Raw genomic sequence first — 16,022 nt, forward strand, 5'->3', positions numbered from 1 at the left:
CTGGGCGCAACTTCGCTATGGTGAGACCCAGAACGAGACAAACCAAAGGACAAGATCATGCGCGTTTACTACGACCGCGACTGCGACGTGAACCTCATCAAGGACAAGAAGGTGGCGATCCTCGGCTACGGCTCCCAAGGCCACGCCCACGCGCTGAACCTGCGCGACTCGGGTGCCAAGAACCTCGTCGTCGCCCTGCGCGAAGGCTCCGCCTCCGCTGCCAAAGCCGAGGGCGAAGGCCTCAAGGTCATGGGCATCGCCGAAGCCGCCGCTTGGGCCGACCTGATCATGTTCACCATGCCCGATGAACTTCAGGCCGAAACTTACAAGAAATACGTGCATGACAACATCCGCGAAGGTGCCGCCATCGCCTTCGCCCACGGTCTGAACGTGCACTTCGGCCTGATCGAGCCGAAAGAAGGCGTCGACGTGATCATGATGGCCCCCAAAGGCCCCGGCCACACTGTGCGCGGCGAATACACCAAAGGCGGCGGCGTGCCCTGCCTTGTGGCCGTGGACAAAGACGCCTCCGGCAAGGCGCTTGAAATCGGCCTTAGCTATTGCTCCGCCATCGGCGGCGGCCGCTCCGGCATCATCGAGACCAACTTCCGTGAAGAATGCGAAACCGACCTCTTCGGCGAACAGGCCGTGCTCTGCGGTGGTCTGGTCGAACTGATCCGCATGGGCTTCGAGACACTGGTCGAGGCGGGCTACGCCCCCGAGATGGCCTATTTCGAATGCCTGCACGAGGTGAAGCTGATCGTGGACCTGATCTACGAAGGCGGCATCGCCAACATGAACTACTCGATTTCGAACACCGCGGAATACGGCGAATATGTCTCCGGGCCTCGCATCCTGCCCTACGACGAGACCAAGAAGCGCATGAAAGACGTGCTGACCGACATCCAGAACGGCAAATTCGTGCGTGACTTCATGCAGGAAAACGCTGTGGGCCAGCCTTCGTTTAAAGCGACCCGTCGCATCAACGACGAGCACCGCATAGAACAGGTCGGCGAAAAGCTGCGCGAGATGATGCCGTGGATTTCCGCAGGCAAGATGGTGGACAAGGCCAAGAACTGAGCCAAATCTCCCCAAAGATAAGACGACATCGACCCCGGCCTCGCGCCGGGGTCTTTGCCTTTACGCCGGAGCCCCGATGAACACCACGCCTCAAATCACGCTGACAAGCTGGCTGCTGATCGCCCTTTTGGGGTTTGTCTGGGGGGGCACCTTCCTTTTTACCGAAGTGGCGCTCACCGGGATCACGCCCTTCTGGCTCGCCGCCTCGCGGATCGGGTTGGCGGCGGTGGTGATGCTGGCGCTCTGGGCCCTGCGGGGGTTCGCGCTCTTCACCGCGCGCCCCTCTGCCTCCGACATCCTCGTGCTGGTGACGATCGGCATCATCAGCTCGGCCCTGCCCTTTTCGCTGCTCGCATGGGGGCAGCAATATGTGACCTCGGGCTTTGCTGGGGTGACCATGGCTTCTGTCGCACTGATCGTCCTACCCATGGCCCATTTCCTGCTGCCGGGAGAGCGCATGACCCCGCGCAAGGTCGGCGGCTTTGTCATCGGTTTTGTCGGCGTCGTCGTGTTGATCGGCGGGCAGGCGTTTGAAAGCACCGGCGCTGCGATGGAGACGGCAGGGCGTATGGCCTGCGTCGCCGCGGCCTCTTGTTATGCGGTAAGCTCAATCCTCATGCGGCGGCTGCCTTCGGTTGATCCGATCGGGCTCGGGACGGTGCTGATGCTGATCGGTGCCGTGGTCATGCTGCCCGCCGCCTTCCTCAGCGAGGGCCCGCCGCCCCTGCCCGCGCCCAAGATACTGGCCGTGCTGGCCTTTCTCGGCCTCATCCCCACCGCAGGCGCGGCGTTTTTGCGGGTCTATGTGGTGCGCACCGCGGGGCCGGTCTTCATGTCACTGGTGAACTACCAAGTGCCGGTCTGGTCCGTCCTGCTGGGCGCGCTGGTCCTGTCAGAGCCGCTGCCAATGTCGTTGCTCTACGCGATGGCGCTGATCCTTGCGGGGGTCGGGCTCAGCCAATACGGCGCGCTGAAACGGTTGTTCCGGGGAAGCTGAGGTAGGCTCGCGGCCGACGAACGCGCCCGCGAACCCGTCGGATCAGTAGCGTCCCAAGGCCATTTTGGTCTTTGCAGTCACCTTTCCGGCACCGTTGACGGCCTTCACCACGGCCTCATAGCTGTTGCCCTTTCCCCCTGAACAGGGTGGCAGATAACCGGCAGATCGGTAGTCGCCCGTCCCCCTTGCCGCTTTGATGACCTGCACGCCACGCGGCATTTTCGCGGTCAGTCCCGGAACCGCGGGCAATTTGGCGCTACTGCCCTTTACGTTATAGCCGATTGTCCCATGCCCACCGCCGGAGGACAGAGGGCCATAACTACGGTCATTGAACTCGACCACGACCATCGCGGTCCCGGTGGGAAGACCGGTGACCTGAAAGGGCGGTGTCATCCCCTTACCGCCGAACAGGGTGCATTGCTGGCCGGCGGGGACAGTCTTGCCATTCCACGGCGCAAGAACCTGCGCCTTCATATCGGCAAATGCAGGGACGGCGAGAAACAGGGTGGCGCAGAAAGTCAGCGAAAAGCGCATTGGGGAAATCCTATAAAGTTAAACCATCAAACTATGCACGCCGACCAGATACCCATCAACCTTAAATTGTAGAGACCACCCTACCCACCGCTTCGACCACGCTATTGACCGCACGCTCCATCAGTGCCGCGTCCTCATGTTCGGCCATGACGCGCACCAAGGGTTCCGTGCCCGATTTGCGGATCAACAGCCGCCCACCCTGCGCCAAATCGCCTTCGGCCTGCGCGATGGCGGCTTTGACCTGCGCGTTTTCCAGCGGGGTCTGCCCGGCGGAGAAGCGCACGTTTTTCAGCAGCTGCGGGACCGGGTCGAATTGGTAGAGCAGTTCCGAGGCAGGTTTGCCCGAGCGGACCATCTCGGCCAGAAACTGCATCCCAGCCATCAGCCCGTCGCCCGTGGTCGCATAGTCGGTCATCACGATATGGCCCGACTGCTCCCCCCCGAGGTTGAAGCCCCCTTCGCGCATCCGCTCCACCACATAGCGGTCGCCGACGCCGGTCCGCTCCAGCCGCACACCACGGTCGTTCAGGAAACGCTCCAGCCCCAGATTGCTCATCACCGTAGCGACGAGCGCCTTGCCCGCAAGACGCTCCTCTTCGGCCCAACGCGCGGCCATCAGCGCCATGAACTGATCGCCGTCGCCGATGCGGCCATTCTGATCGATCAGGATCACCCGGTCAGCGTCGCCGTCAAGGCAGATGCCCACATCGGCACCATTGGCCACCACGGCCTCCGCCGCCGATTGCGGCTGGGTGGAACCGCAGCCGTCGTTGATGTTGAACCCGTTCGGGTCCACGCCGACGGGGATCACATTCGCCCCCAATTCCCACAGCGCCATCGGCGCCACATGGTAGGCCGCGCCATGGGCGCAGTCGATCACCACCTTCAACCCATCAAGACGCATCTGCCGCGGGAAAGAGGATTTGACCCGTTCGATATAGCGAAAGCGGCTGTCATCGATCCGCTTGGCCCGGCCAATCTGATCCGGCGCCGATGGCTCGACCCCCTCGGCGACCAGCGCTTCGATTTCCTGCTCAACCTGATCGGAGAGTTTGAACCCATCCGGGCCGAAGAACTTAATGCCGTTGTCGCTGGCCGGGTTGTGACTGGCCGAGATCATCACCCCCAGATCGGCCCGCATGGAACGCGTCAAAAGCCCCACCGCGGGTGTCGGCACCGGCCCCAGCAGCAACACGTTCATGCCGGTGCTGGTGAGGCCCGCAGTCAGCGCGTTTTCGAACATATAGCCTGACAGGCGCGTGTCTTTGCCGATGACCACACGGTGCACGCCGCTTTTCTCACGCCGGAAATAGCGCCCGACGGCGGCACCGATACGCAGCGCCATGTCGGCGGTCATGGGGTGAATATTGGCGGTGCCCCGCACGCCGTCTGTACCAAAAAGCTTTGTCATATCTATTTTCCTGCCAGTGCCGAACGATAAAGTAAAATGGATTGAATGGTTTGCGCCACATCGTGAACGCGTAAGACTTGGGCCCCGTGGTTCAGTGCCGCCAGGGCCACCGCGATGGAGCCGGGCGCGCGATCTTCCCCCGCCGCGCCGCCGCCGATCGTGCCGATGAAACGTTTACGCGACGCACCGAGCAAGATCGGCACCCCGAGGCTGTGGAACAGGCTCAGCCGCGCAAGCAGCGCGAGGTTGTGCTCCAGCGTCTTGCCAAAGCCGATGCCCGGATCGGCGATGATATTTGCGCGCGGGATGCCCTGCGCCTCAAGCGCCGCGATCCGCTCGGCCAGATAGTCATAGACGTCGAGCAGCACGTCATCATAGCGCGGGTCGCGCTGCATTGTGGCCGGGTCGCCTTGGGCGTGCATGACACAGACCGGCAGCCCCCGCGCCGCGCAGAAGGGCGCAAGCGCCGGGTCGAAGGTCAGCCCTGCCACGTCATTGACCAGATCCGCCCCCGCCGCCACGGCGGCTTCGGCCACAGCAGCCTTGCGGGTGTCGATGCTGATCGCCCCCTCCCCGGCGGCCCGCAGCCCTTCGATCACCGGTCGAACACGCGCAATTTCTTCGCCCTCCGGCACGGTCTCCGCTCCGGGGCGTGTGGATTCCCCGCCGATGTCGAGCATATCGACCCCCGCCGCCCGCATCGCCGCCCCCGCCGCAACCGCGACCTTCGGGTCGGCATGGCGGCCCCCATCTGAGAAACTGTCAGGCGTGGCATTGAGGATGCCCATCACGCGGGGGCGGTCGAAACTCAAACCCGCGATGGCTGGGCGCGGCGCGGTGAGGGCATCGCGCGCGGCGTAGGGGAGCGCATCTGCCGGAATCACGCGCGGCGCCTGCCCCCGCGACAGGACTTCAACATGGGTGAACCAGCCCCAACCGCCCGCGAGGGTCAGCGCAGCTTCGGGCCGCGCGGGGCCGATTTGAACCAAGGGGCGGTGGTAGTCGGTCATCAAACGATCTCCGCGCTGTCGACGTCAAGCAGGCGCATAGGCAGCGCCGTGCCCTCGGGCTGGTCTGCGCCGATCAGCACCAATTCGCAGCCCGATGAACTCTCGGCGAACCAAGCGGCCAAGGCGGGTGCTGCGCTTGGCGGGGCCGTGGGGCCGTCCACCGCGTCGAGCACGATCCGCGCAGGCGCCCAGATGCTGATCTGGCCGTTCTTCATCGCCCAGTCCAACTCCGTCCGGCTGCCGACCACCGCGCCCCGCGGATCGCGGGTTGAAAGCAACCAAGCGTTCTGTTCGATGGCTAAGAGGTCAATGTGGCGCTGCGCTTTCTCATCCTCGGCCTGTGGCAAAGGGGTGTCGGGGGGACCGACACAGAGGATTACCGGCTCCGCAGCGGCTTTCAATTGGTCCAGCCATCCCGGCAAACGCGCTGAAGCAATCGCCGCGTTGGAGAGATAAACCACGCGCGGCTGCGGAGCCTCTTGGCCCGCGTCCTGCGAAGCGGCCTCTTCCCGCGCGCGGACGATCTCGACCCCAAGGGCACCGGGGCCCCGGTCGAGTTTTTCAATCCGCACGAAAACCCGCATCGCTTGCGGCTCGATCAGGATACGGTCGGCCACCCGTTCGGCCAGCGTTTCCAAAAGGTTGAGCCGTTCGGCGGCAAGCTCGGCGGCGATGGCTTCGGTCACGCGGTCGTAGGATAGGATACGGTCGACATCGTCGTCCACCACACCCGTCAGGGGGGCCACCTCGACCACCACGTTAAAGCAGACCCGCTGGGTCACGTCCCGCTCGGCCTGAAAGGCACCGATCTCAACCTCGACGATATGATCGCGCAGGGAGATACGATCACGCGGCTCAGGGCCGGCCATCGTCTCTGCCCGCTCGGAAGGGTGGGCAAAGGCAAGTCGAATTTCGTCGTCGGACATCGGCAGCGCCTATCGGATCAGGGTAATGGCCCCACCGGGGGCGCTTCGATGCACATTTAGCAGGCCCACCGGCGGCAGGCCAGCACCCGAAGGCACATCCCGCCCCTCAGTTCGAGGCGGTCTTCCATGTGTGGCGATAGAAGAGGTGCTGCCCGATCCGCGCGGTCTTGGTATAGACCCGCGCCCAATTGGGGTTCACGGCAGTGGTGTGATAGTGGGTCGCGCCATTGGTCAGCTTCGGCGCGCTGCCGTCGATGATCGCACGCGCGACTTTCGAGACACGGGCAAAAGCGCGCGGCTCATTGATGACCTCTTTGTGGCCGTCGCAGGTGTAGGTGAACTGGCACTGATACTTGCGCCCGGTCCCTTGGTTGATCACGCCGCAAAGCGTGCCGGGGAAACGGGCGGATTTCACCCGGTTCATGATCACTTCGGCCACGGCGAACTGGCCCTTGACCGTCTCACCGCGCGCCTCGAAATACAGCGCTTCGGCAAGGCACTGCAATTCGGCGTTGCCTTCGGCCTTGGGCTGGCTGTCGATCCAAGCCGTGGAGAATTTCACATCTGTCGCGCTGGCCGACACGGGCTGTGCGACCATCTCCTGAAGCCGCGCCGCACCGGCGGACTTCAGACCTTGAATTTCAATCTGCGCAAGATCGCTCGCACTTTCAGAGCTGGCCTGAACCGCCAGCGGGCTGCTGCACAGCGCCATGGAAAGAACAAAAGAGATCGACCGGATAAAACGCATTATGCGCCTCGCATCATTGTTAGGGCTGCGGGGCGGATAGCCAAAAGGTTCCCGGCGGTAAACCCAACCAGACGTTACGTGCAGAAACTCGCCGAATTATGGTATAAATTGGGCTGGAGCCCGCCGCCCCTACCCGATCTTGTGGGCAATGGCGAGTTGGGCGGCGGCCAGACGTGCAACTGGCACGCGAAATGGCGAACAGGAAACATAATCGAACCCCGATTCGCGGCAAAAGGCGATGGATTCGGGGTTGCCGCCATGCTCCCCACAAATGGAAAGGGTGATTCCGGGCTGCGCCTTGCGCCCTCTTTCCGCCCCGAGTTGCAGCAATTCGCCGACCCCATCGGTATCGAGCACATGGAACGGATCCTCCGGGTAAACCCCCTGTTGCACGTAGTTCGACATGAAGCGCCCCGCGTCGTCGCGCGAGAGACCGTAGGTCATCTGCGTCAGGTCGTTGGTTCCGAAGCTGAGAAAGGCACAATGCGGCGCGATATCATCGGCGCGCAGACAGGCGCGCGGGGTCTCCACCATGACGCCAAGGCGGTAGGTAAAGCTCGCGTCACGCTCGCTGCGCACGGCGGCGGCCACGGCATCAACACTGGCTTTCACCAGTTCCACCTCGCGCCGGGCGCTGACCAGCGGGATCATGATCTCGGGCACCACCGGCTCGCCATCGCGGCTGGCCTCGATCGTGGCCTCGAAAATGGCGCGGGCCTGCATCTCGTAGATCTCGGGCACCGTGACCCCTAAGCGCACGCCGCGCAGGCCCAGCATCGGGTTATACTCCGTCATCGCCGCCACACGCCGCGTCACGTCGGACATCTGAAGGCCAAGCGCCTCGGCCAATTCGCGCTGCCCGGCTTTGTCGGAGGGCAGGAACTCATGCAGCGGCGGGTCGAACAGGCGGATGCAGACCGGCTGACCCTGCATGATGCGGAAAAGCTGGGTAAAATCCTCGCGCTGCATGGGCAGCAGACGTTCCAGCACGGCGCGGCGGTCTTCGCCGCTTTCGGCAAAGATCATCTCGCGCATCACGGTGAGGCGGCCCGGCTCGAAAAACATATGCTCGGTCCGGCACAACCCGATGCCATGGGCGTTGAAGTTGCGCGCGGTCTGGGCATCGGTCGGCGTGTCGGCATTGGCGCGAATGCCAATGTCGGCCACGTCCTCGGCCCAGCCCATCAGCCGGTTAAAGGTATCGTCGAGCGCGGCCTCCTGCATCTTGGCCGCCCCCGCCAGCACCTGCCCGGTGGAGCCATCGACGGTAACTTGATCGCCTTCGACAAAGACCCGCCCGTCGGGGGCGATGATCTGCCGTTGGGTCACCACAAAGCGCATGTTCGAGGCACCAACCACGCAAGGCAGCCCCATGCCGCGCCCGATCACCGCCGCATGGCTGGTGATGCCGCCGCGTTCAGTCAGCACGGCGGCGGCGGCATGCATGCCGCGAATATCCTCGGGCGAGGTCTCACGCCGGACGAGGATGCAAGGCTCCCCGCGCGCGGCACTGGCCTGCGCGTCGCTGGCGGAAAAGACGATCCGCCCGGTCGCCGCGCCGGGGCTGGCGGCGATGCCACGCCCGATCACGTCACGCTTGGCGCTTGGGTCGACTTGGCGGTGCAGCAGTTCCGACAGCGTGCGCGGCTGCACCCGCATGAGTGCTTCCTCGCGGCTGATGATCCCCTCATCGGCCAGCGCCACGGCGATGCGCACCGCCGCACGGGAGGAACGCGCGACCTTCACACCGTCCAAGATATGCAGCTTGCCCTGATCGATCACAAACTCGACCTGCATCTCGGCCCGCAGCCTCTTGCGCATCAGCGCCGCGTGATCCTTCAACTCGGCAAAGGCTTCGGGCACCAATTCTTCGAGCGATGGCCCGCGCGGATCGCGGGTGAGATACATCGCCGCCGCATCGCCTTCGAGCGCATCGCGGCCTTGGCTCTGGCTCAGATAGCGCCCGGTGATCTGCGGCAGGCCGGTGTCGCTGTCGACCAGTTGCAACACGCCCGAGCCGCATTGCCCCTGCCCCACGCCAAAGGCCATCTCTTGCACCACCAGACCCAGCCCCGCATCCGCAGGCGCGCCTTTCGCCTGTCGCAACAGCCGCGCCGAGGTGCCATTCCACGCCCGCGCCATTGACCGCAACACCGCCGCCAGTTGCGTTGCCGGGTCTTGGGGAAAACGCTCTTCGGTCTCGGCCTCATAGGCGCGCAGGGATTCCATCAGCGCCGCGCGGCCATCGCCATTCACATCGTCGAACATATCCGGATCAAGACGCGCGACATTGACCGCATAGGACTGCACGAAACGCGAATAAAGCGCCGCCGCTGGCCCTTCGCCGATGGTGCCAGCATAGCTTTCAAACAGCGCGTCGTTGATCCCGATGTTCAGTACCGCCCCCGGCCCGCCCCAATCGGGGTCTTGGCTGGAGGGCCGCACGCAAAGCAGCGCACCCTTCGGGAACTGATCGACCACCGCCTGCACGTCGGGCATCTGGCCCCGCGCGATCTGCTGCACCGCGTCAAAGGACAGCGCAATGGTGCGCGGCACCGGCAGGTCGAGCCGCACGAGACGTTGCAGGCATTTGGCCCGCCCGCCATGGGTGGTATTGGCAATCGGCGCGGTGGGGGTCACCAGCGTGGTATGGGGGTCGTTCTGCACTGCGGCACCTTAATCGTTCCGGTGCAGCATAGGGGTTGAGGCAGAAGGGGCAAGGGATCTCGCCCCCTCTGGGGTCAGCCGTCCAGTTTGGTCAAGTCCGCCACGGCGCTACAGATCGTGCGAATGCGGCTCAGCAGATTAAGCCGGTTGCGCCGCACGGTGGGGTTCTCGGCGTTGACCTGTACCGCCTCAAAGAAGGCATCGATCGGCCCGCGCAATTCGGCCATGGCCGCCATCGCAGTCGAGAAATCCTGCGCCGCCATTGCCGGGGTTATCTTGGCCTCTGCCTTGTCGAGTGCAGAGAAGAGGTCTTTCTCGGCCTCCGTCTCGGCAAACTTCGGATCGGCGCCAAAGGAGTATTCCACGCCATCGGCCTCTTCGGCTTGGCTGAGGATATTGTTGGCGCGTTTGAAGCCTTGGATCAGGTTTTCGCCATCGTCGGTTTTGAGCGTCTCTGACAGGGCGCGGGCGCGTTTGACCAGCAGGGTGAGATCGTCGCTGCCGTCCATGGCGATGCAGGCGTCGATGACGTCGTGACGGATGCCTTGGTCGCGGAGATAGACTTTGAGGCGGTCGTGGATGAAGCCCAGAATGTCGGCAGTGTCAGCCCGGCCCGCGTCACGGTCGCCGACGATCTCGGCGCTTTGGCCCAGTACGTCGTTCAGTGTCAGCGACACATCATTCTCAACCAAAATCCGGATCACACCCAAAGCCGCACGGCGCAGCGCGAAGGGGTCCTTGCTTCCGGTCGGTTTCTCATCAATCGCCCAGAAGCCGGTGAGCTTGTCGATCTTCTCGGCCAGCGCTACGGCAATCGACACCGGCGCGGTCGGCACGTCATCGGACGGCCCCAGCGGCGCATAGTGATCCTTCGCGGCGTCCGCGACGGCATCCGACATCCCCGCCTTGCGCGCGTAGTAGCTGCCCATCAGGCCCTGCAACTCGGGGAATTCATAGACCATCTCGGAACTGAGATCGGCCTTGGCGACGCGGGCGGCCTTCTCGGCCTCGTCAGCGTCAGCACCGACCAGCGGCGCCAACTCGCGCGAGAGCGTCGCTATGCGGTCGATCAACTCGGCCTGAGTGCCGAGCTTGTTATGGAAGGTCACGTTTTCCAGCGCCTTGACCCAAGTCTCCATGCCCGCGCCGGTGGTGACCGTGCGCAGGTCGTTGTCCCAGAAGAACTTGGCGTCCGAGAGCCGCGCGCCCAGCACTTTCTCGTTCCCGGCGAGGATCGTGGCGCCCTCGTCGGCGGTCGTGCGGTTGGCGACGGTGATGAACCGCTCGATCTGCCCCGACTTCGGGTTGCGGACCGAGAAGAACTTCTGATGCTCTTTCATGGAGGTTTGCAGCACTTCCGGCGGCAGGCCGAGGAAATCCTCGCCGATGCGGCCCATCAGCACGACGGGGTATTCCACGAGGCCCGCGACTTCGGCCAGAAGCCTTGCGTCCTCAACCACTTCCAGCCCGGCGGCGAAGGCCATGTTGGTGGCGTCATGCCAGATCGTATCAGCCCGCGCGGCGGGGTCGAGCACAACGAAGGCACGGCTGAGCTTGTCCTGATAATCCTCGAAGCCCGAGACTTCGATCTCATCGGGGGCGAGGAAGCGATGCCCCCGCGTGGTGTTCCCGGCGGTGATGCCGTCGATGGTGAGCGGCACCGTCTCGGCCCCGGCCTCATCGCTGATGACGCAGAGGATGGAATGCAGCGGGCGGACCCATTTGAGGCTACCCGTGCCCCACCGCATCGACTTGGGCCAAGGGAAGTTGCGGATGGTCTGCTCCAGCACCTCGGCCACGATCTCGGCGGCGGGGCGGCCCGGCTTCTCGATCTTGGCAAAAAGCACCTTGCCCTTGGGCGTGTCGCGCTCCTCTAGCTGGTCGCGCGTCAGACCCGCGCCGCGCAAAAAGCCTTCGATGGCTTTCTCGGGCGCGTCGGCCTTGGGGCCCTTGCGCTCTTCCACCTGTCGGGGGCTGGCGGCGAGCATGTCGCCAAGCGCCAGCGTCAGGCGGCGCGGGGTGGTGAAGACGGCGGCGGAGCCATAGGTCAGACCGGCCTCGACCAAACCATTGGTCACTAGCTTTTGCAGGTCTTCGCCCGCGCGTTTCTGCATCCGCGCGGGAATTTCTTCGGAAAAAAGTTCAATCAGCAGATCTGGCACGGGCGGCCCCCAATTCTTGCCGCGACGGCGGCGTCTCATCGGGGGCTTGGATAACGAGTGCTAGGCGGAGGGTCTAGCCCCCCGCCCCGCGTTTAATCCAACAAGGTGCGGATATCCGGGTCGGAGAATTTTGGCACCACGCGGTAGCCCGCTTCGACGAAGTTATAGACCGCGAAACCGATCAGCCCCAGCCCGGCCCCGCCCAGAAGGAAGCGCCCAAAGGCCATGCCGCGCAGGTCTTGCAGCGCCTCGCCCAGACCGCCCGCCTGTTCGGGGTTGGCCGTGAGCGCCGCATAGCCCAGCGAAAAGGCGACGAGCGCGAGAATGCCGCCATAGATGACAAGGCCGATTTTCACGATGGGGTCGATGCTTTCGGTGAAATGGGTGCGCGCCAGATGGCCCTTATACTTCCCGCTCAGCCCTTTGTAGGCGTAGTAAATCCCCGCGCCCAGCAGGATCAGCGCTCCCGCGGCCACGATATAGCGCCCGGCGGGCATGGCCATCAGCTTTTGCGTCCAGTCCTGCGCGGAACTGCCGCCGGAGTTCTTGCCGCTCAGCGCCAGAGCGAGAACCGAGACGCCGATACCGCCGTGGATCAGCCCGGTCGTGATCTGCCCCAGCCGCGCGATCAGCCCCTTGGCGTCAGTCCCGTGGTCTTCGACATCCTTCACGCCCGCAGCCACACGCCAGACCAGATAGGCAAGCAGCCCGATGCCGATGGCAAAGAGCGCGGGGATGCCATAGGGCTCATCCCGCAGCGCCGCGAGGGCGTCTTTCGTACCCGAGGCTTGGGTGCGTTTCAGGGCGGCCAAAAGCGCCAGCCCCCCGATGATCGTATAGATCACCCCGCGCGCGCCATAGCCTGCGCGCATCACCCATTTCAGCCCCTCATGTGTTTTCTCTGACATTCTTGCCCCCGTTCTATGTGGGGACAAGCGTTCGGCAGCGTCAAAAGGTTCCGCCGAAAGGGTCCGCGCGCGGGGATAAGGTCAGTCGGCGGGGCGTTCCGGGCAGGCCTCGCCCACCACGGTGCCGTCATAGGACTTCTCACCGCAGTCGTTCAGCTCATGCCAGATATAGCCGCGCCCGTCGTCGGTCAGTGCCACGATCCGGTCGACGCCGTAGTGCACGTTTTTGCCGCCGAGGAAGGTCAGCGCGCTGCCCGCTTCGATCTCAGCCGCGATGGCGGGGGCGTCGAAACAATCGAACCAGCCCGGCGCGTTGCGCGGATCGGTGTGGTCGGTCATCTCATAGGTCTCGGTCGCCATGGCGAGGCTGATGTCATGCTCGAAACAGGCGCGAAACCGGATCGGGGAACTGTCGGCGTCGATGGCCTGTAGGTTGTTCGCCGCGATCTCCTCCGCCTCCTCCGTCGTCAGAGAGACGAGTTCGACCTTGGCCTCGGGCACATCATGGTAAAAGCCATAGATCTGAAGGTAATAGAGCGCCGCACCGGCGATCACTGCGGAGACGAGGATCACGATGCCAACAATCTTGCCGCTCATGCCGCGCTGTCCGCCTCGGGCGTCCAGCCGCCGGCGCGGGTCTGCACGAAGGCATCCGCGCATTGCTTGGCCAGCGCCCGCACCCGCCCGATATAGGCCTGCCGCTCAGTGACCGAGATCACGCCGCGGGCATCCAGCAGGTTGAAGATATGGCTCGCTTTGATGCATTGGTCATAGGCTGGATGCGCCATGACGATGCGCTTGCCGGTCTTGGGGTCCTCGGCGGGTTGTTCGAGGATGAATTTGCAATGCGCCTCAGCCTCATTGAACTGATCGAGCAGCACCTCGGTATTGGCCGTGTCGAAGTTCCAGCGCGCGAATTCCTCTTCGGTCTGTTTGAAAACATCGCCGTAGGTCAGCGGGATCGGCGCGTCGGGGCTGTTGAAGGGCATGTCCATGACGTGGTCGACACCCAACACATACATCGCCAGACGCTCCAGCCCGTAGGTCAGCTCGCCCGAAACCGGGTGGCAGTCATGGCCGCCGACCTGCTGGAAATAGGTGAACTGCGAGACTTCCATGCCGTCGCACCAAACTTCCCAACCCAGACCCCAAGCGCCGAGCGTCGGGCTTTCCCAATCGTCCTCGACAAAGCGGATGTCATGCAACGCCATGTCGATGCCGATGGCTTCGAGCGAGCCGAGGTACAGGTCTTGCAGATTGGGGGGGCTGGGTTTGATCAGCACCTGATACTGGTAGTAATGCTGCAAACGGTTCGGGTTCTCACCATAGCGCCCGTCGGTCGGGCGGCGCGAGGGCTGAACATAGGCCGCAGCCCAAGGCTGTGTGCCAAGGCTGCGCAGCGTGGTGGCCGGGTGGAAGGTGCCCGCGCCCACTTCCATGTCGTAGGGTTGCAGCACCGCGCAGCCCTGCCGCGCCCAATAGCTCTGCAAAGCAAGGATGATCTCTTGGAAAGAGCGTGGTTTCTGCGCTGCGTCAGACATGGTGATTGCCCCTTAATGATGCGCGCCTTTCCTACGTCTGCAAGCCATGGGGGTCAATCACAGCTTTATCAGAATTTCGCCCCCTTTGGCATGGCATTCGCGCCGCTTTCCGGCGTAATCTGGCTCGGATTTGGTTTTGCGAGAGTTGAGTGACGATGAAGCGAATTCTACGTGCCCCCGTGGCGATCTTCTTGGCCCTGAGCCTGACCTGGGCTGGCCTTGCGCGGGCGCAATCGGCAGAGGATGTCGTTTGGGTTCAGATCGAGGCGCAACCGTCCTTGGCCGAAGCCACGGACCGGGCGCGCGCCTATGAGACCCTGTTGGATGACGTGAATGGCTTTGCCTTGGGCGGCGGTTGGTACGGCATCGCCGTGGGCCCCTACCGGCGCGAGGATGCGGAACTAGTGCTGCGCAGCTATGTGCGCGACGGTCTGGTGCCGCGCGACAGCTTCATTCAGCAATCCAGCCGTTTCCAGCAGCAGTTCTGGCCCGTTGGTGACAACGTTCTGGAAACCGGCGTGATCGACGCCCCCGTGGGCGTGGATGGCATTGCGCCAGAGGAAGCCGCCGCGGGCAGCAGCACCCCCGATGTCACGACAACCCCGCTTGATCCGGCAGGGACGGAGGGTGAAACCCAAGCCGCAGAGGCCGAGACCGCACCGGCCCCCACCCCGCCCGAACCAGATGAGACCCCGGCAGAGGCGCGCCGCTCGGAACGCGCCCTTTCGGCGCAGGAGCGCAAAGACCTGCAAATCGCCCTGCAATGGGCGGGCTTTTATGATGCCGCGATTGACGGTGCCTTTGGCCGTGGCACCCGGGCCTCCATGCGCGCGTGGCAGGGCGCCAACAGCTATGAGCCGACCGGTGTGCTGACCACGCGCCAGCGGGCGGCTCTGATGGCGCAGTATAACGCCGTGCTCGACGGGCTGGGCTTGCAACTGGTGCGCGACGAGAAGGCCGGGATCGAGATCATGATGCCTACCGCCGAGGTCGACTTCGCCCGCTACGAGCCGCCCTTTGCCCATTACGACAGCAGTGGCAACATCGGCGCGCGGGTCTTGTTGATCAGCCAGCCGGGCAATCAAGATACGCTCTATGGCCTGTACGACATCATGCAAACGCTTGAGATCGTCCCCTTGGATGGCCCGCGCGAGCGCAAGCGCAATTCCTTTGAGTTGATCGGCGAGAACGGCAGCATCATCAGCCAGACGCAGGTCTCGCTGGAGAACGGTCAGATCAAGGGCTTCACCCTGATCTGGCCCGCCGGGGACGAAGACCGCCGCCGCCGCGTGGTGGCCGAGATGTCCAAAAGCCTCACGCGTCTGCCCGGCGTGCTCGACGCCGGCGCAGGCAACAGCGACGCGCAGGCGATCGATCTGGTCGCCGGTCTGCAAATCCGCCAGCCCAAGATCGCCCGCAGCGGCTTTTTCATCGATGGCAATGGCGCGGTCGTCACCACCAGCGAAGTCGTGGCCTCTTGCGGGCGGGTGACGCTGGACGCCGATACCGACGCCACAGTGGTCGCCACCGATGAGGCGCGCGGCCTTGCACTGCTCAAACCCGAAAGCCGCCTCGCCCCGCTGGCCGTGGCCCAGTTCAGCAACGCGGCCCCGCGCCTGCAATCGGAAATATCCGTCGCGGGCTACTCCTACGAGGGCGTGCTGAGTGCCGCGACCCTGACCTTTGGCGCGCTGTCCGACCTCAAGGGGCTGAACGGCGATGAAAACCTCAAGCGCCTCTCGGTCAACGCCCAGCCCGGCGATGCCGGGGGTCCGGTCTTTGACGAGAATGGCCATGTCGTGGGCATGTTGCTGCCCCAACCGGATGCCGACCGCAAACTGCCCGAAGACGTGAGCTTTGCGCTCGATGGCGATGTGATCCTAAATGCAGCGCAGGAGGCCGGGCTAGGCAGCAAACAGGCGCAGGGGGCCACAGGCCCGATCGCGCCGCGCGACCTGACCCTGCGCGCGCAGGGGATGACCGTCTTGGTCAGCTGCTGGGAATAACGCGGCGGGCTCAGCCCCAAACGACAAAGACA

The 16,022-nt window shown here is 64.1% G+C and carries 13 protein-coding genes; 3 read left to right on the plus strand and 10 right to left on the minus strand.

Going from position 1 to position 16,022, the window contains the following annotated elements; genetic code table 11:
* The first annotated feature begins 57 nt into the window (after positions 1–57).
* Complete coding sequence (gene ilvC, locus ACGYLD_RS12925) at positions 58–1,080, plus strand: ketol-acid reductoisomerase (RefSeq protein ID WP_168611968.1); 1,023 nt, start codon at positions 58–60, stop codon at positions 1,078–1,080.
* 76 nt (positions 1,081–1,156) lie between these two features.
* Entirely contained in the window at positions 1,157–2,077 is a 921-nt protein-coding gene (locus tag ACGYLD_RS12930; RefSeq protein WP_271693355.1) for a DMT family transporter, read from the plus strand.
* Between the two features lie 42 nt (positions 2,078–2,119).
* Here ACGYLD_RS12930 and ACGYLD_RS12935 read toward each other — a convergent pair whose 3' ends face one another.
* From ACGYLD_RS12935 to ACGYLD_RS12980, 10 genes are all read right to left on the minus strand, one after another.
* Entirely contained in the window at positions 2,120–2,611 is a 492-nt protein-coding gene (locus ACGYLD_RS12935) for a hypothetical protein (protein WP_271693354.1), read from the minus strand.
* 61 nt (positions 2,612–2,672) lie between these two features.
* Positions 2,673–4,022 carry a phosphoglucosamine mutase gene (gene glmM, locus ACGYLD_RS12940; protein ID WP_271693353.1) on the minus strand — a complete coding sequence of 450 codons (1,350 nt, stop codon included), beginning with the start codon at positions 4,020–4,022 and terminating at the stop codon, positions 2,673–2,675.
* Positions 4,023–4,024: 2 nt separating this feature from the next.
* Entirely contained in the window at positions 4,025–5,032 is a 1,008-nt protein-coding gene (gene folP, locus ACGYLD_RS12945; RefSeq protein WP_271693352.1) for a dihydropteroate synthase, read from the minus strand.
* A complete protein-coding gene (locus ACGYLD_RS12950; RefSeq protein ID WP_271693351.1) occupies positions 5,032–5,958 on the minus strand; it encodes a dihydroneopterin aldolase in 927 nt (308 codons plus the stop codon). The genes folP and ACGYLD_RS12950 overlap by 1 nt, the downstream gene beginning before the upstream one ends.
* A 106-nt stretch (positions 5,959–6,064) precedes the next feature.
* Complete coding sequence (locus ACGYLD_RS12955; protein ID WP_271693350.1) at positions 6,065–6,706, minus strand: cell wall hydrolase; 642 nt, start codon at positions 6,704–6,706, stop codon at positions 6,065–6,067.
* A 129-nt stretch (positions 6,707–6,835) separates the two neighbouring features.
* On the minus strand, positions 6,836–9,373 hold the full coding sequence (gene ppdK / locus ACGYLD_RS12960; RefSeq protein WP_209217889.1) for a pyruvate, phosphate dikinase: 2,538 nt from the start codon (positions 9,371–9,373) through the stop codon (positions 6,836–6,838).
* A gap of 74 nt (positions 9,374–9,447) precedes the next feature.
* Entirely contained in the window at positions 9,448–11,535 is a 2,088-nt protein-coding gene (gene glyS, locus ACGYLD_RS12965) for a glycine--tRNA ligase subunit beta (protein WP_271693349.1), read from the minus strand.
* Positions 11,536–11,627: 92 nt separating this feature from the next.
* On the minus strand, positions 11,628–12,443 hold the full coding sequence (locus tag ACGYLD_RS12970) for a DUF1206 domain-containing protein (RefSeq protein WP_271687773.1): 816 nt from the start codon (positions 12,441–12,443) through the stop codon (positions 11,628–11,630).
* An 81-nt stretch (positions 12,444–12,524) separates the two neighbouring features.
* Complete coding sequence (locus ACGYLD_RS12975) at positions 12,525–13,040, minus strand: DUF6446 family protein (RefSeq protein WP_394402767.1); 516 nt, start codon at positions 13,038–13,040, stop codon at positions 12,525–12,527.
* Positions 13,037–13,984, minus strand: coding sequence for a glycine--tRNA ligase subunit alpha (locus ACGYLD_RS12980; protein ID WP_271687775.1), 948 nt, complete (start codon positions 13,982–13,984; stop codon positions 13,037–13,039). Before ACGYLD_RS12980 ends, ACGYLD_RS12975 begins: the two co-directional genes overlap by 4 nt.
* A 155-nt stretch (positions 13,985–14,139) precedes the next feature.
* On the opposite strand from ACGYLD_RS12980, the gene ACGYLD_RS12985 reads away from it, so the two are divergent.
* On the plus strand, positions 14,140–15,990 hold the full coding sequence (locus ACGYLD_RS12985; RefSeq protein WP_394402769.1) for a serine protease: 1,851 nt from the start codon (positions 14,140–14,142) through the stop codon (positions 15,988–15,990).
* Positions 15,991–16,022 lie beyond the last annotated feature (32 nt).

It is taken from the genome of Sulfitobacter sp. 1A12056 (genome assembly GCF_043558125.1).
Lineage (GTDB): Bacteria > Pseudomonadota > Alphaproteobacteria > Rhodobacterales > Rhodobacteraceae > Sulfitobacter > Sulfitobacter faviae.